The organism is Streptomyces sp. YGL11-2 (assembly GCF_050054615.1).
Lineage (GTDB): Bacteria > Actinomycetota > Actinomycetes > Streptomycetales > Streptomycetaceae > Streptomyces.
Window position 1 is genome coordinate 1 of sequence record NZ_JBNHIN010000024.1, and the last position, 15,910, is coordinate 15,910.

Consider the following 15,910-nt stretch of genomic DNA (forward strand, 5'->3'; position numbering starts at 1 on the left):
CCGCCTCGTCGACCACGGGCAGCCGTTTGACCTGCTGCACCTCCATCAGTCGCGCCGCCTCCACCACCGTCCAGTCCGGGTGGGCGCACACCGCCGGTGCGGACATCAGCTCACCGGCGGTACGGCCCTCCGCCCGCGCCCGCTCCCATGCCTCCAGGTGCGGCAGCGGGGTCCTGCCGGACAGATCGGACCGGTCGGCGGCCTTGCGCAGCAGATCGGCCTCCGAGACGATGCCGGCCGGCCTGCCGAGGCCGTCGAGCACCGGTACGGCGCTCACCGCGTTGTCGGCGAGCGTCTGCGCGATCTCCTTGAACGGAGTGTCGAGCCGCACGCTCACGACCTTCCGGGGCATCAGCTCACCTATCGTGCGGTGCTCCATCTCCGGCTCCTTCCGCCGCGGCGGCCGGTGGTGCGGCCACACCTCAAGCGTGGCCGGGGCGGTGCACGTTCCGGCATGAGCCGGTCGGCCCCATCACCGAGCCGGCCGTCCCCGGCAGGCCGACCGGTCCCCGTCCAGGGCTCGCCGGCGGGGTCCTGACCAGGTCGTGACGGTCGGGGGACGGGCCCGGCCAACCGGCTGCCGGCCCCCGCGGGCGTCGTGCGGAGAGCGAGAAGCAGCGCTCCTCCGCGTAGCTGGACCGGAGCCGCGGGACCGTGCGCAGCCCGTACAACGACGCCCGGAGATCGTCGCGTTGCTCGGGCAGCAGCGCGCCCGCCTGCCGGTGCCCCGGGTGCCGAGCCCGTGGACCCGCATCCGCCTCGCGGATGGTGTCCACGTCACCACGGCGCCCGCCACCGCGCCAGTACCGGACGGTCCCTCGCCGGGGCTGCCCGGGACGCCGGGCTCCGGACGCCGGGCGCTCCGGATGCCGCGTCGCGCCGAAAGGTGACGTGGCGCGACGGACCGGGCTCGGACAACAGGGTGCTGGTGCATGATTTCGGTCTTCGTGGAAGGGCCAGGTGAGGTGGGCATGGGTGTGACGGCCGGCTGTGGGCGGGTGCTGCTGGTGGACGACGACGCCGCGATCCGGCGGTCGCTGGGGCGCGGGCTACGGTTGAACGGCTTCACCGTCGACCTGGCGGACGGGGGGCGCAGCGCCCTGGCCAAGGTGGCGGACACGGAGCCGGACGTCGTGGTGCTGGACGTCTCGATGCCCGATCTCGACGGCATCGCGGTCTGCCGGCACCTCCGGACGGACGGAAACGACATACCGGTCCTGATGCTGTCCGCCCTGGACGAAGTGGCCGACCGGGTGGCCGGCCTCCAGGCCGGGGGAGACGACTACCTCGTCAAGCCCTTCGCCCTGGACGAACTGGTGCTGCGGCTGCACGCGCTGCTGCGCCGGCGCGCGCCGGCCGCCACCGACGCGGTACGGGTCGGCGGGCTGGTGATCGACGCGACGGCGCGCACCGCCCGTCTCGACGGCCGGCCCGTGGAGCTGACCCGGCGGGAATTCGAGCTGCTCGACGTACTGGCCCGCAACGCCGGACTTGTCCTGAGCCGTGACCAGTTGCTGGACCGGGTGTGGGGCTACGACTTCGAGGTCCGCACCGACGCGGTCGACACCTTCGTCAGCTATCTGCGCCGCAAGCTGGAAGCCGGCGGACGGCCCAGGATCGTGCACACGGTGCGCGGCGTCGGCTTCGTCCTGCGCGACGACCACGGCACCGAGGGGGAGCGCCGCGGATGAGACTCTCCACCCGTATCGCGATCGTGGTCGGCGCTGTGGTGCCCCTGCTGGTGGCGGCCTCGGGCTGGGTGCTGGTGGGCCTGGTCGGCAGGGATCTGCTGGCACAGGCCGATCAGCGGCTCGACGCGCGGGCCCGCAGCGTCGCGACGGCGGCGCGCGGCGTGCTGCTCGCCGAGTCCCGCGGCCGGCCGAAGGGCGAGCACGCGCACCGGCGCAAGCTGGCCACCGCGGCGTTGGACATCGGCATCCGCCTGATCGGCCCGGCCGGCACCGCCACGGTCACGGACGGCCCGCAGCCCGGCCCGGCCGTCCACCTGCCGGCCCGTGCCGCACACCCGGTCACGGTCGGGGGGCCCGGAAAGACCTGGCGCGCCCTGAGCGTGGCGGTGACCACCGGGCAGCCCGGGGTGCACGGGACGCTCTGGATGTTCTCCCCGGAGGCCGCGAGCCAGGCGCAGGTCCAGCTCGTACGCAACCGGGTGCTCACCGTCGCGCTGCTCGCCGCGCCCGCCTCGGCGGCCACCGCCTGGCTGCTGGCCGCCGGCGCGGCCCGGCCGCTGCGGCGCCTCCAGCAGCGCACCAGCGGCCTCGACCCGCGCGCCAGCTCCGCCCGCCTGGAGCACACCCCGACCCGGATCACCGAGGTCGACGAACTCGCACACACCCTCCAGACGTTCCTCGCGCGGTACGACGAACAGGCCGCCCGCACCGCCGAGGCGCTGGCCACGGCCCGTTCGTTCTCCGCCGCCGCCTCCCACGAACTGCGCACGCCGCTGACGAGCATGCAGACGAACCTGGACATCCTCGACTCGTTCCAGGACCTCGACCCCGCCGACCGTGCCGAGACCGTCGACGAACTGCGCCGCGGGCACGCCCGGTTGCTGGGGCTGCTGGTGATGCTGCGGGCGCTGGCCCAAGGAGACCTGGTCGAGGTGGACGCGTTCGCGCCCGTCGACCTGGCCGACCTCGCCGACGCCGCCGTCTCCGACCTGCGCCGCACCCATCCCGGAGCCGAGGTGACGCTCGACAGCGCGCCGGGCCTGACCGTGCACGGATGGCAGCCGGGGCTGCGCTCGCTGCTGGACAACCTGCTCGCCAACTCCCTGGCGCACGGCCGCTCCGCGGACGGCCGGACCCGGATCGCCGTGGCGCTGCGGGCGGCCGAGGACGACGGCGCCCCGGCGGCCGTGCTCACCGTGGACGACCGGGGACCCGGGGTGGTCGCGGACCAACGGGAGGCGATCTTCCGGCGCTTCCACCGCCGCTCCGACAGCCCGGGGTCGGGTCTGGGCCTGACGCTGGTCGCCCAGCAGGCCGATCTGCACCGGGCCAGGCTGCGCGTCCTGGACGGCCCCGGGGGACGCGGCGCCCGCTTCGAGGTCACCTTCCCCCTCGCGCGCCCCGACGGGCGGGGCGCCCCGGTGCCGCGGCACCGGTCCTGGCTGTCGGACACCGCCTCCCGGGGACACGAGATCCCCGCCACACGACGCTGACCCACCCGAGCCGGCACCGCCACCGGTGCCGCGCACTCACAAAGAAACCACAAGAACCGTTCCTACCTTCGCGGTTACGCAGTCCGCCGCGGGAAACCGCAGGACGGGCGGCGGGCGGTGCCCGGCCGCGCGGTCCGGACCGTGCCCCACCGGCACGGTGCACCGGGCGCCGCGATTGCGGCCCGGCACCGCAGGCAGTGCAGCAGTTCAGACACTCAGACACGCAGTACAGAGATGGGAGACACCTCATGCAGCTTCGCACGGCGACGACGGCCGCGGCTCTCGCGGGCATCGTCCTCACCACGGCGGCAGTCGCGGCACCCTCCTACGCGGCGGAGAGCAAGAGCCCGACCACGTCCGTCTCCGCCGCCCGGCACGCCAAGGGCCCCCGGAGCGACGGGGCGAAGGGCCTGTGCGTCCGTGTGCCCCGGCTGGAGAAGCGCATCGAGAAGCGCATCAGGCGCATCGAGGGCCCGGTCGGCACGCCCGGCTCCATCAAGTACCTGGAGCAGCGCATCGACCTGGCCCAGAAGGCCAACCACGCGGCCGTCGCCAAGTTCCTCGGCGACCGGCTGACCGCCCGCAAGGGGTTCCTGACGACCCTCAAGAAGGAGCAGACCGACCTGAAGGCCGTCGCCACCTGGTGCGCGGCGAACAAGCTCGGCGAGAAGCACCCGGCGGGCACCACGTCATGAACCGCCGACGACGGGTGTCCGTCCTGCTGACGGCCGCGGTCGCGGTGCCGCTGCTGGCCACCACCGCGTGCTCGCCCTCCGCCCCGCCGGACGCCGCGGCGCCCTCCGCGAGCAGCAGCTCCGCCGCGAGCGGCGATTCCTCCGCCGCACCGGACCAGCTCGCGCAGATGCAGAAGAAGGCCGACGACGCCCAGCGCGCCGTCGACTCGGCGGACGCCAACGGCAACGCCGACAACTCCGGTAACTGACACCGGACTCCGGACGCCTCCGTCGGGCCGCACCGCGCCCGGCGGAGGTGTCCGCGCATGCGGGCCCCCGCCACGAGCGGAGTCATCGCCCTGTCATCGCGATGTCAACGGCCGTGGCCAGCGTCCATGCCGTTCGACGCAGGCATGACACAACCCGAGGGGGACCCCAGCCGATGTCGAGAACGAGCAGGCTGACACGGGCTGTTGGGACGGCCGCGACGACGGCGGCGATGGTGGTCGGTACCGTCGTCGCCGCCCCCACCGTGGCACGGGCCGACTCCATCGACCACTACTACATCGAGATCGGCGGTACGACGGGCGCGGCGGACCAGCCCGAGTGCACCACCAACTACCGCGCTGCCAACCACAAGCTCCAGTCCGGCAGTGGCGGAACCCCGGCGGGGCCCCGGGTAGGGATCCCGGCCTCCTGACAGGAGCGGGGCGGCGGCCCGGTCGACGATGTGGCGGCCGGACCGCCGTGGCCTCCCGCCCGGTCAGCGACCACCGGCGTTCGACTGCCGGTGGAGGTGCAGTTCGCCGAGGGCGCGGGAGATCTGTGCGCGGGGGATCTCGGCGTCGGGGAGGGCCGCGGCCCGCTCGAAGAATTCCCGTGCGCCGGCGAGGTCCTCCGCCGGGACGTCGCTCCACACCAGCCGCTGGCGGATCATCTCGCGTTCGGTGCCGGTCTGCTCGCTCAGCACCGCGAGCACCCGGCGGCGGAGTTCGGCGGCGGCGTCCCCGTGGCCCAGGCACGTCTCGGCGGCGCTCAACCGTCCGAGGACGGCCGCGTACAGGGGAATGTCCCGCAGACGCCGGGCCAGTTCCCCGGCCTTCCCCAGCGTGCCGGCGGCGTCCCGGGGCCGGCCGAGATCCAGTTGCAGACACCCGAGGCCGAGCAGCGTCCTCCCGGACTGCCGGGGGCTGCCGACCTTCTCGGCCAGCACCATCGCCTCCGTGTAGCACTCGTACGCCCGGTCGTGCTCGCCGAGCTGGTGGTGCATCTCGCCGACCGTGCAGGTGACCACGCTCGTGAGCCAGTCGTCGTCCAACTTCAGGGCCGGCTCCGCCACTTCCCGGAAGTGGACCATCGAGTCCGCGATCTGCCCTGCCAGGTTGGCGAACATCCCGAGAGACCCCGCGGCTCTGGCCTGCTCATGCAGGTCACCGGCCCGGCGGCTGATCCGCAGGGCCTCCGCCAACCAGGTCCGGCCCTGTTCGTGACGGCCCTGGAAGCCGTACATCATGCCCATGCACGTCCGCCGTTCGGAGACCATCCGCCGGTCGGTGGCCCGCTCGACCAGCGGCAGCAGCATCTCCAGGGGCGACCGGCACTCGTGGAAGCGGCCCTGCCGGGTCAGGTAGTCGACCAGGCCCTCGGCGATCCAGCAGGCATCGTCCAGGTTGCCCACGCCCACCGCGTGCCCCACCACGTCGACCAGCTCACCGCCCGCCGCATCCAGCCAGTTCGTCGCCTCCTCCCAGTCGGCGAACGGCGCGGCCGCCGGCTCCGGACCGGTCGGAAAGGCGGAGGGGCCCCAGTCGCTCGCACGGCGGGCGGCCGCCACATACAGCCGGAACACGCCGTCCCGGGCCGCCGCGACCTCCACGGGGTACCCGGCCGCAACACGCCGGGCGTAGACCGCCACCAGGTCGTGCAACCGGTAGCGATCGGCGGCCACCTGCTGGACGAGGCTCGCGTCGACCAGGCTCTCCAGGGCGTGCTCGGCATCCGCCGGCTCCCAGTCGAGCATGGCCGCCAGCGTGAGCCGGTCGAGCTCCACCGTGGGCGACAGACCCACGGCGCGGAAAGCGCGCTGCTCGGCGGCCGGCAACTGGTCGTAGGACAGCTGGAACGCGGCCTCCACGCTCCGGTCCGCCACCGACAGCTCGCCGAGCCGGCACTCGTCGTCGGCCAGTCGGACCGCCAGGGACTCCAGCGCCCACGAGGGGCGGTTCTGCAGCCGTGCCCCGGCGATGCGCAGCGCCAGCGGCAGCCGATCGCACAGACCCGCGAGCCGGCGTATCGCGTCCCGCTCGCGGTCCGACCCCGAGTCGCCCACGATGCGGCTCAGCAGCCCCACCGCCTCGTCGACGGCCAGAGGCGTCAGCGAGATCCTGCGGTCCGCGTCCAGCCCGGTCAGCCGCCGCCGACTCGTCACCAGCAGCATGGTGCCCGGACCTGCGGGCACCAGCGGACGTACCTGCTCGGCCCCGGAGGCGTCATCGAGCACCAGCAGCAGTCGCAGCGCAGCGGTCGCCGCCCGCCACGAAGCGGCCAACTCGTCAAGGTCGTCGGAATCCTCCCCCTCATCGGCGCCGACCGCCCGCAGCAGGCGGCGCAACACACGTTGCGGCCCGGTGGCCCCGCGATCCTCGCGATGCCCGTGCAGATCGACGAACAGGCAGCCGTCCGGATACCGCTCCCGCACCGTGCGCGCCGCATGCACCACCAGCGCCGTCTTGCCGACCCCGGCCATGCCGTCCACCGCGCGGACCGTCACACCCCGCGCGTCGGCCGACGCGGCAAGGAGTGCGAGTTCCCGGGCCCGCCCGGTGAAGTCCCCCACGCCGACCGGCAGTTCATCGCGTACCCGGCGCTCCCGGCACTCCGGTCCCGGCGGTGCCTGCGGCGACGGCTCCGCACGCCGGTGCTCCTGTCGTACGGGTCCGCCGAGCAGGACCGCGTCGTCGCCCCGCAGCACCGCCTCGTGCACGCGCCGCAGTTCGGCACCCGGCTCCGCCCCCTGCTCCCGCACCAGGCGGCGGCGCACTTTGGCGAACACGGCCAGCGCATCGGCCCGCCGATTGCTCCCATAGAGGGCACGCATCAGCAGGGCGGTCAGCGCCTCGTGGTACGGATGCGTCTCCGTCAGGGCGAACAGTTCGCCGACCGCCGCCACCGACCGGCCCATCCGGAGTTCGCAGTCCAGCCTCTCCTGCACCAGCGCGAGCCGGCACTCCGCCAGCCGCAGCCGCTCCCCCTCGGCGAACGGCCCAGGAACTCCGGCCAGCGGTTCGCCCCGGAACAGCTCCAGCGCCCGGGACCACGCACCCACCGCGGCGTCCAGCTCGCCGCGGCCCTGCGCCGCCTTCGCCTCGGCGGCCATCGCCTCCATGTGCGCCACGTCCACCCACACATTCCGCGGGACGAAGCGATAACCCCCGCGGTCGGTGACGATCACCGCATCCGACACCGCATCCGACGAGCCGTCCCCCGGAGCGGCCAGACATCTGCGCAAGCGGTGCACATAGACCGGAATCACCTTGGCGCCGGTGCCCGGCTGCTCCACACCCCAGACGCCGTCGAGGAGCTGCTGCCTGCTGACCGTCGCACCCGGCCGTAGCAACAACGCGGTCAGCAGCGCCTGTTGGCGCACCGGACCGAGCTCCAGCAGTGCCTCACCGCGCCATCCCTGAAGCGGCCCCAGTACCGCCAGGCGGAGCCGCCGCACACCCGTCGATACCGCCCCCGTCGAAGACACGCAGGGAGTATAGGGCGCTGCTGACGGCCCTTTGGTGCGTCTCCACGAGGCTGCACAAGGTGTGCGTCAGGTGAAGTTCTCGCTCACGTTCCTCCCTCCAGGGCGAGCGGTGTGGAGCGGCAACCTCCCACCGTCTGCGGCGAGTTGGAGCTCGGTGACCGGTACCTCTTGGTCGGCGGTCGGCGGTCGGCGGTCGGCGGTCGGCGGTCGGCGGTCGGCGGACTGGCGCAGGAGCTGCCAGGCATGGACGCCCGTACGCACCGGTGCCCGCGACGCGTCGAGGGAAGGGCGGCGCTGGCAGCGCACCGGCCCCGTTGCGCCGGATATTCCGCGCACCACCCTGACGTGGCGCCCGCGCCGGCCCTGGTCCGGCGCACGTCGGCCGCCCCTTACGCCGAGCCCGTCCGCGCAGGCACTGATCCCGCGCCTGGAGGACCGCGGGGCCGGGCTGGCGGGCCCCCAGGCGCCGCCGGCCAGGCGGTGTCCGCTCCCTCGTGGCCGGCGCACCACGGTGGCCTGCCCGCCTCCGCGAGACCTGTTGCGCACGGCGTTGCTCACTGCCAGCTGGAGATGTCGACGGACCGTGCGGAGCCGCCCGGCTCCAGTGCGCCGACGCGTACCGAGCAGTTCGATCGTGAGAAGAAGGTCAGGGCGTCGGAGCCGTGGTTGTAGACCGACCGCGCGGGCTGGACCGGCGTGGCCTGGCAGTCGTGTTGCGCACTCTGCGCGGCCCTCATCTCCCCGCCGAAGTCGGGCTCCGGCCAGAAGCAGACGGAACCCTGCGGACAGGCGGTTGCGGCACGGGCCGGGGCGTCCGGCACCGCGCCGGTCCGTGCCTGCGCGGGGACGGTGGTGGCCAGAGCGAGGGCCGCCGCGGCGGCCAGGGAAGCGAGTGCCGTGGTGACATGGTGGATGCGCATGGGATCTCCCCCCTGACAGTCGAACATGACGCCTGGGTCGCCTACCGGGGCATGCGCCAGACATACGGGCCGTCCCGGCCTGATCGCCTGTCCGCGGAGGACATACCTGACCAGACCAGGCCCTGGGGCGAGTCTGCTGCACCAGCCGCGGGCAACGTGCGGCGTTCGTGACACCGTCACGCTTCCGGGCAGCGTTGTGCGAGTGCCCGGCCGCCCGGAGCGAACTGTCGTTCGGGCTGTGCGAGGCGCCGTGGTGGACGGACGGACCCGTACGTCCGTCGGTCGATTGCACTCACACCGGAAGCATCGGTGCGGTCTTGTCGCCTTCCGCGGCTGCCTGGAGTCCCGGGCCGACGGCAACCCCCATGGCCGGCCCACTGTCACGAGGTGGGACCAGGCCGCGGCGCGCGGGAATCCCGGCGCGCTCAGCGCGGGGTGATGGCGATGCCTTCGGGTTCGTGTCCCGTCGGCAGGGTGACGCGGACCCGCTGGGTGAACGGGTCGATGACCGACACGGTGTCGGACTGTTCGTTCGTCACCCACACCCGTCGGCCGTCGGGGGTGACGGCGACACCCTGCGGATCGACGCCAACGGGGACGTGGCCGATGACGCGGCGGGCGGGGATGTCGATGATCAGCAGGCAGTTCCGGGCCGAGTCGGCGACGTAGAGGCGTCGGCCGTCCGGGCTGACGGCGTTGCCCAGCGGTGCCTGGCCGCCGGGCAGGGTGGCCACCACGGACTCGGTGTCGGGGTCGATGACCGACACGGTGCCGGAACCGGTGTTGGAGACGTACACCCGACGGCCGGAGGGCGGCGAACTGATCCCGCTGGGGAAGTCTCCGACCCGGATGTCCCGGGTGGCACGCAGGCCCCTGCCGAGCACGGTCACCGAGCCACCGCCGTTGTCGGTCACGTAGGCACGCCCGTCCGGCACCGTGGTGATGCTGTGCGGCAGCGGACCCACTGGCAGGGTGGCGACCACCTGGCGGGCCCGGACGCTGATGATCGAGACGGCGTCCGAGCCGAAGTCGGCCACCAGCACGTAGCGGCCGTCGCGGGTCGGCATCGCCGCGAAGGGCCGGCGCCGGACCCGCACCACGGCCGTGGTCAGCCGGGGGCCGGTGGCGATGAAGGAAGCCGAGTCGGCACGGCCGTTGGCGACGTAGACCGCTTCGCCGTCCGGAGCCGCTCCCACGCCGGTCGGGCCGCGGCCCACTTGGACGTCGCCGACCCTGCGCTCTAAACGGGTGTCGAAAACCGAGACGGTTGACGAGCCGCTGTTGGCGACGTAAGCGCTGACGCGCACGGGATAGCGTGCCACGTGCCGGGTCGCGGGGGCCGGCGGTGCGCCGGCCGCGACCAGTACGCACGGCAGCAGCAGGGCGGCGGCCGAGCCCCAGTAGAGGCGGCGTCTGTGGCGGGACAGGAGCGGTGCGCTCCGACGTTTCTGGCCCGGTGCGCTACCGAGCGGCGCGCTGGCCAGGGGAAAACGCTGCATGGCACTCCTGGATCAGTAGTGATCATTACGAGTCCACAAGATCAGGCATCTCGGGATCGCGCAGGGGTGCCACCGGCCAGCCAGCCCTCGTCCGTGACCCGGGCGAGTGAACCACTCCCGGCGCCGGATGCGGCCTGTGCTGACGCGGCGGGCGGCCCGCCGCAACGGCGCAGTGCCGTTCCCCCGTCCGGGTGCCGGGGCGGCGTCGCCGCCTGGCCGTCGCGTCGACGACCGTCCCGTCGGACGGACCCTGGGAGGCGCCCGCCGGGGGAGACCGAGGAAGCGCTCGGCGTTGCCGTGGGTGATCATCCGCCGGCCGATGTCGTCCAGGAACCCGTTCCTGCGGACCACCGCGCCGGCCGGCGCTCGCCCCGCGGAGACGGGTAGTCGCTGCCGACCACCACCCGGTCCGCCCCCAGCGTGTCGACCAGCGGCCGCAGCGCCCGCTCGCCGAAGACGACCGAGTCGACGGCGAACCGGCCGAGGGAGCGCGAGGGCGGGTACCGCGCGGTGCCGGCGACGCCACAAACGAGAAGTCCGGGGCGTGGTATCCGTTTCCGTACAGCGCTGCGATGGTTGCTCACGCGAGGCGGAAGCGACCGGAGAACTGTCGATGAGAAGCCAACTAACCTTCCTCGCCCGCGACTTCGCCCACGGCTTCCGTCACCCTGCTGCTCCACTTCACCTCGCCGACTCGCACAGGGGGAAGTCCCGGCGCGATCCTGATCCTCTTGAACGAAGGCGCGGGCCGCTCCGGTGATCTCCGCCGCGCGGTTCCGTGTGAGCGCCCGCAGCGTGGGGCCCTTGCGGGCGAGGTACTCGATCACCTTCCGCGACCGTGTCGACGGCATACGCGATGGAATGTCCGCACTTCTCACTCTATGGGAATCGATTCTCGTCGTTCGATGAAGATCCACTTACGAGTGATACGCGGTGAATTGTCGTGATATGGAGTGCTGTCGCAGTCGCCGGCGGCGTCCTCGCCGCGGGCTCTGTTGACGGTATGCGTGGGGCGCCGCGCCCCGGGCGGTCGGTTCACAGGTTTACAGCTCTACACTCGACCCGGTACGGAGCAGGCGGACCCCGGAGCGGGTGCGCCGAAGCGGGATCGGTCGACGCTGTCGCACCCTGTCGGAGGGGTGGCGTCAGGAACGTGCGCTGCCGCAGGAAATTTGGACATGACCGGCTAACCGGTAATTGGCGAAAGGTTGCGCATGGCTGCGTTGGCGAAGGACAAGGCGCGCAAGGAAGAGTCTCCTGAACAGGCGTCGCGCGGCAGCCAGGGCAAGTGGCGTAACTATGTGGTGATAGCGGGTGGCATCGCCGTGGTGTACGGAGCCGCGGCCCTCCTGGGGCACAGCGTGCGCGCGTCCAGGCCGACCACCGTGGAAGCCCCGACGAGCGCCGTGGCGTCCGGAGCGGGCAAGACGAAGCTGGCGCTTCCGGTGAAGCCCACCATTCCCGTCACGCTCACCATCTTCGAAGACCCGCGCAATCCGCACTCGCGGGACTTCGCCCAGCGCTTCGCTCCCACGCTCGACCAGCTGCTGGCATCCGGGCGGGTCCAGATCAACTACCGTCTGGTCACGCAGAGCGACAAGCAGTACGGCGGCAGCGGGGCGTCCGAAGCCGCGGCCGCCGCGGCCTGCGCCCAGGACCAGGGGCGGCTCACCGCGTACATGGACCAGATCTGGAAGAACCAGCCGGCCCCGACCAAAGACGCGCTCAAGAACCGCAAACTGCTCATCGCGCTGGCCAAGAAGGCCGGAAAGATCAACCACGACGACTTCTCGCTGTGTGTCGATCGAACCGAGCGCATGGGCTGGGTGAAGGAGTCGCAGGCCGACTACGCGGCCGCGGGCTTGGGTGAGCTTCCCGTCGTGCAGATCAACGACCGCACGATTCCGGGTGGCGCCGCCGCCCTGACGCCGAGCAAGCTGACCAGCCTGGTGAACAAAGAGGTGCAGAAGGTCGTGGCCTCCGCGCCTGCCACTCCGCAGGGTTGAGTTGCGCATAGCCGCATAGCCGCATAGCCGCATCGACGAATGGCCGCACGCTGGGCCATTCGTCGAATAGGGGTCGGGCCGCCGGGACGCGGGATGACGTACGCGCTGGCCGCCGCCCGCCGGGAGAGCCGGCGGGCGGGCACCCACCCACCCCCTCCCGGCCCACGGTGCCCGCGCTCGCTACCCCAGCGCGCGGGGGGCGGTCCGTTCGTAGATGGTCCCGCCGGGGATGTACCAGCCCGCCTTCTTGCGGACCGCGGGACTCGGGTCCTGCGCGTGGGACGTCCGCAAGGCGGCGAGGGCATCGGCGGCGGTATGGGCGAACTTGCCGGCCAACTCGACTGCCATCGCCCGGACATGCGCATCGGGGTCGGCGGACAGGTGCCGCAGTGCAGGGGCGAGGACCCGGTCCGCGCCCGGGGCACAGGTGTCGCCCTTGCAGCGGTCACAGGCCAGTGCGTGGAACGCGGCGATCCTGACCCGGGGGTCGGGATCATCGGCCATGGCGATGAGTTGGTCCATGGAATCGGTGTCGACCAGGTGGTCGAGAAGACGGCAGCAGCCCTCGCGGACGGCCGGATCCTCGTCGTGCAGGCCGGCGCGTATGACGTCCATGGCGCCCGCGCCGCGCCGCAGCAGCCCACGGTAGGCCGCCGCAGCGCGGTGCGGGTCGCCCAGGCACGAGACGAGGGCTTCGTTGTCGGTACTGACGAATCCCAGCATGGCCTCAGACTCGCGCCGGGCAGTGGCGTTCGGCAACGGATTTTCGCGGGGCCCGTGCCGGTCCGGGTGCCGTTCGCCGGCGGGTGCCGTTCGTGCCGCGGTGACCCACTGAGCCTGTCGACTCCCTTACGGGGCGGCGGTGTTGGGGCGGGAGTCCCGCTCGGCTTCCCGCCCGTGCCGGCCCCGGACGCCTACGACGTGGTAGTCGGCGTCCCGGACACCATGCTCACCACGGACCTCGCCGGGTAGCGGAACAGACGGGCGAGGGCGGCGTGGACAGGTGAGGCGAGGGACGTTTCGGCTGCTCATGACATCTGTCATGCGGGGCCGGTGGACATCGTCACTGACGCTGGCTCAGTCGGGCTTCGTAGAGTCGGGGACATGAACAACAGCGCGAAGACCGTGCAGGCCACCAACGGCACGACCTCCCTCCAGACCACCGCGGCGCCCTCGCCCCGTCCCCGTACGAAGTGGAGCCTGTCCCTGCTGGGCGGGCTCAAGCAGCAGGGTGCCTTTGCGGCGCGGGAGCGTACCGTGCATGTCGCCGCGGTCGGCGGGGCCAAGCTCGACCACTCCGACGCCGAACTCCCCGCGGCGCGAACCCGTTTGATCAAGGCGTCCCTGGTCGGCGGCGCCGACCTCACCTACCCCGACGGCGCGTCCGCCGAGGTCGACGCCTTCTCGGTCTTCGGCGGTGTCGACCTCAAGGTCCCGGAGGGCACCACGGTCGAGGTCGGCGGTTTCTCGCTCATCGGAGGCCGGCACCCCGGCGTCGCCGGGGAATCCGAGGGTCCGGTGGTGAAGCTGCGCGCGTACTCCCTGATCGGCGGCGTCAAGGTCCGTCAGCACTGACGAGCACACATGGTTCCGTATGGCGGCACGGCTGCTCAGCGCTCCGGATCCGCGCCGGCGCCGGGCCGCAGGAAACGGTGCAGCATCAGGCGCAGCATGGGCAGTTGGGCGACCGGGCTGAAGGACGGATCGGTGGCGGCGCTGGTGTAGAGGGCGGCGATGAGCGCCAGCACCCACGCCGCGGTGTCGTCCGGGTCGAGGGACGGGTCGGTCCGTCCTGCCGCGGCGGTCTTCCGCAGCAGCGTGGCGACGGTCGACCGCTCCTCTTCGTCGTCCCGGCTCAGCAGCGCCGCGAGTTCCGGGTCGCGGCAAGCCTGGACCATGGCCTCCACGACGAGGGCCGGGGTCAGCGGTTCCAGGACGGGGGCCGCGAGCAGGTCCACGGTGTCGAGGAGGGCGGTCCACGGGTCCTCGGCGGCGCGGGCGGCGGCGAGCCGCTCGGCCTTGGTGGCGCCGTCGTGCCCGTCGTCCTCGAAGACGGCGTGGAAGATGGCCCGTTTGTTGGGGAAGTAGTGGAAGAGGTTGCCCGCACTCATGCCGGCGGCCCTGCAGATCTCTGCCGTGGTGGTGCGCTCGAAGCCTTTGGCGGCGAAGAGTTCGGCCGCGACGTTGACGATGTGCCGGCGCCGGGACCGGTGTTTGGCCAGGTTGACCGTCCGCATCGTGGCCTCCTTCTGGTCGGTTGCTGTTTCTCCGCTGCCGGTCGCGAATACTAGACCGAGCGCCCGGTCTAGTATTGCGGGAGACGGCGGGACGAGGGGGCACCCGGACATGGGCATGGGCAAGAGAGACCAGCGGGATCCGGCGGCGGACGGGCCCACGGTGCTCGGTCGGGCGACGTGGAGCACGGTCTGCATCTACCTCGTCTTCGCCGTGGTGGGGGCGGGCGCCGGCTGGCTCGTCGGCGTCCTGGCCGGCTGGCTGGTGACCCTGCCCTGGGCGCCGATGCAGGGGCCGGCCCGGCTGCTGACGTCGATCCCCGAACCCTGGCTGCCCGTCGTGGGTACGGTGGCCGGGCTGGTGCTGGGACGCGTCGCCCAGTACGAGGAGTTGGTGATCCGGCTGACGGCCGACCGCGTCACGCTCACCCGGAAGGGCCGGGAGCGGAAGTTCTCACGCGACGCCGTCGCCACGTCCTTCCGGGACGGCGGGGAACTCGTCCTGCTGGGCCACGACGGCGGCGAACTCGCCCGGCAGGAATGCGATATGGACATCCGCCGCCTCGCCGACGCCTTCACCGAGTACGGCTATGTGTGGGTGGACGCCGATCCGCACCGGGACGACTTCCGCCGCTGGGTCCCGGCGACTCCCGGACTTCCGGAGGGCGCCAACGCCCTGCTCACGGCCCGTCAGGAAGTGCTGAAGAAGAAGGGCCCTTCGGACGACGACGTCCGCGAACTCCGTGACGAACTGGCCCGTCTCGGCGTCGTCGTGAAGGACGTGAAGCGACGCCAGTACTGGCGGACGATCCGGGGTACGGGTCCGGCCGCGGACTGAGCACGCCGGCGGGGGAGTTGACGTCGCACACCACGTCAACCTGATCCGGGGGTTCCGCGGAAACCTGCCCCGTCGGTGTGAACTTCGGGTGCGGCGCGCCCGATGGGGGCCGCGCGTGCCAAGACTGACGCCATGTCCTCACCTTCCCTACCGTCCTTTGCCGTCCGGCTGTCCCGGCGCGCCGCCCTGGGCGCGTCCACCGTGGCGACTCCGCTCGCGACCGCACTGACCATGACGCCCGCGGTGGCCGCTGCCCTGGATGGCACTGCCCCACCCCCACCTGCGGCCGGTGTGTGATCGTCGCCCGTGCCCCAGGCACCGCCCGGCACGAGCCCCTGCACGAGTCCCGGGACAGCGGTCTGCCACATCCGCCGTGATACCCCGCGGCAGCGGGAGGAGTCGCGTGAAGTCCACATGCCTTACCACGATGTGATCGGTGACATGGACCGCACGCGGTGCGCGATGCGCGCCGAGGGCCGGAGCCCGGAGGAGCTCGCCCGGCGCCTGGTGCGGATGCGCTGTGACGCCGAGGAGATCACCCGGGCCGGCAGGAGTCCCGAGGAGGTCAGGCGGCTCGAAGAACGCACCATCGAGAAGTACGGCAACCCCCTCGGCCGGACCGCCGACCAGTTGTACGCCACGTACGGATCGTGGGAAGAGGTCGGCGACGCCGCCACCCGCACCAGCAAGGCCGTCGACGACGGACTCGGGCTGGAGTTCCACCCCTGTCCCCGCGAGATGCCTCACGCGATGTCGCCGCGGGCTGCCTGACCCCGGGGCGACGTGCCACGAGCGGGCGGCCGG

Annotated in this window: 16 protein-coding genes; 9 read left to right on the top strand and 7 right to left on the bottom strand. The window is 72.5% G+C overall.

Going from position 1 to position 15,910, the window contains the following annotated elements:
- Positions 1-379 (bottom strand): CBS domain-containing protein (locus tag ACO1BR_RS25235; RefSeq protein WP_426797381.1); only part of this gene is annotated, 379 nt, incomplete at its 3' end.
- A gap of 592 nt (positions 380-971) precedes the next feature.
- Between ACO1BR_RS25235 and ACO1BR_RS25240 the strand changes: the two genes are divergently transcribed.
- The 5 genes from ACO1BR_RS25240 (at position 972) to ACO1BR_RS25260 (ending at position 4,558) form a co-directional block, all read left to right on the top strand.
- Positions 972-1,691, top strand: a complete 720-nt coding sequence (locus ACO1BR_RS25240) for a response regulator transcription factor (RefSeq protein ID WP_426797489.1) — start codon at positions 972-974, stop codon at positions 1,689-1,691.
- Positions 1,688-3,184: a sensor histidine kinase gene (locus ACO1BR_RS25245; RefSeq protein WP_426797382.1), complete on the top strand. Its 1,497-nt coding sequence runs from the start codon at positions 1,688-1,690 to the stop codon at positions 3,182-3,184. Before ACO1BR_RS25240 ends, ACO1BR_RS25245 begins: the two co-directional genes overlap by 4 nt.
- 248 nt (positions 3,185-3,432) lie before the next feature.
- Positions 3,433-3,879, top strand: a complete 447-nt coding sequence (locus ACO1BR_RS25250; protein ID WP_426797383.1) for a hypothetical protein — start codon at positions 3,433-3,435, stop codon at positions 3,877-3,879.
- Positions 3,876-4,127 (top strand): hypothetical protein, encoded by a 252-nt coding sequence (locus tag ACO1BR_RS25255; RefSeq protein WP_426797384.1) that lies wholly within the window; start codon positions 3,876-3,878, stop codon positions 4,125-4,127. The genes ACO1BR_RS25250 and ACO1BR_RS25255 overlap by 4 nt, the downstream gene beginning before the upstream one ends.
- 230 nt (positions 4,128-4,357) lie before the next feature.
- On the top strand, positions 4,358-4,558 hold the full coding sequence (locus ACO1BR_RS25260; protein WP_426797385.1) for a hypothetical protein: 201 nt from the start codon (positions 4,358-4,360) through the stop codon (positions 4,556-4,558).
- Positions 4,559-4,621: 63 nt separating this feature from the next.
- Here the strand turns inward: ACO1BR_RS25260 and ACO1BR_RS25265 are convergent, their stop codons facing one another.
- The 4 genes from ACO1BR_RS25265 to ACO1BR_RS25280 form a co-directional block, all read right to left on the bottom strand.
- Positions 4,622-7,609: an AfsR/SARP family transcriptional regulator gene (locus ACO1BR_RS25265; RefSeq protein ID WP_426797386.1), complete on the bottom strand. Its 2,988-nt coding sequence runs from the start codon at positions 7,607-7,609 to the stop codon at positions 4,622-4,624.
- Positions 7,610-8,163: 554 nt separating this feature from the next.
- Positions 8,164-8,529, bottom strand: coding sequence for a peptidase inhibitor family I36 protein (locus ACO1BR_RS25270; RefSeq protein WP_426797387.1), 366 nt, complete (start codon positions 8,527-8,529; stop codon positions 8,164-8,166).
- A 425-nt stretch (positions 8,530-8,954) separates the two neighbouring features.
- Complete coding sequence (locus tag ACO1BR_RS25275) at positions 8,955-10,028, bottom strand: YncE family protein (protein WP_426797388.1); 1,074 nt, start codon at positions 10,026-10,028, stop codon at positions 8,955-8,957.
- A 305-nt stretch (positions 10,029-10,333) separates the two neighbouring features.
- Positions 10,334-10,612 carry a hypothetical protein gene (locus ACO1BR_RS25280; protein WP_426797389.1) on the bottom strand — a complete coding sequence of 93 codons (279 nt, stop codon included), beginning with the start codon at positions 10,610-10,612 and terminating at the stop codon, positions 10,334-10,336.
- 630 nt (positions 10,613-11,242) lie between these two features.
- Here ACO1BR_RS25280 and ACO1BR_RS25285 point away from each other — a divergent pair.
- The gene (locus ACO1BR_RS25285) at positions 11,243-12,034 is read left to right on the top strand and encodes a DsbA family protein (protein ID WP_426797390.1); all 792 of its coding nucleotides are present in this window, start codon (positions 11,243-11,245) and stop codon (positions 12,032-12,034) included.
- A gap of 180 nt (positions 12,035-12,214) precedes the next feature.
- Here the strand turns inward: ACO1BR_RS25285 and ACO1BR_RS25290 are convergent, their stop codons facing one another.
- Positions 12,215-12,757: a HEAT repeat domain-containing protein gene (locus ACO1BR_RS25290; protein WP_426797391.1), complete on the bottom strand. Its 543-nt coding sequence runs from the start codon at positions 12,755-12,757 to the stop codon at positions 12,215-12,217.
- A gap of 381 nt (positions 12,758-13,138) precedes the next feature.
- Between ACO1BR_RS25290 and ACO1BR_RS25295 the strand changes: the two genes are divergently transcribed.
- A complete protein-coding gene (locus tag ACO1BR_RS25295; RefSeq protein WP_426797392.1) occupies positions 13,139-13,609 on the top strand; it encodes a hypothetical protein in 471 nt (156 codons plus the stop codon).
- Positions 13,610-13,644: 35 nt separating this feature from the next.
- Here the strand turns inward: ACO1BR_RS25295 and ACO1BR_RS25300 are convergent, their stop codons facing one another.
- A complete protein-coding gene (locus ACO1BR_RS25300) occupies positions 13,645-14,271 on the bottom strand; it encodes a TetR/AcrR family transcriptional regulator (RefSeq protein ID WP_426797393.1) in 627 nt (208 codons plus the stop codon).
- Positions 14,272-14,386: 115 nt separating this feature from the next.
- Here ACO1BR_RS25300 and ACO1BR_RS25305 point away from each other — a divergent pair, with 115 nt between their 5' ends.
- Positions 14,387-15,106 (top strand): YqeB family protein, encoded by a 720-nt coding sequence (locus tag ACO1BR_RS25305; RefSeq protein ID WP_426797394.1) that lies wholly within the window; start codon positions 14,387-14,389, stop codon positions 15,104-15,106.
- Between the two features lie 414 nt (positions 15,107-15,520).
- Positions 15,521-15,877 (top strand): hypothetical protein, encoded by a 357-nt coding sequence (locus tag ACO1BR_RS25310; RefSeq protein ID WP_426797395.1) that lies wholly within the window; start codon positions 15,521-15,523, stop codon positions 15,875-15,877.
- Positions 15,878-15,910 lie beyond the last annotated feature (33 nt).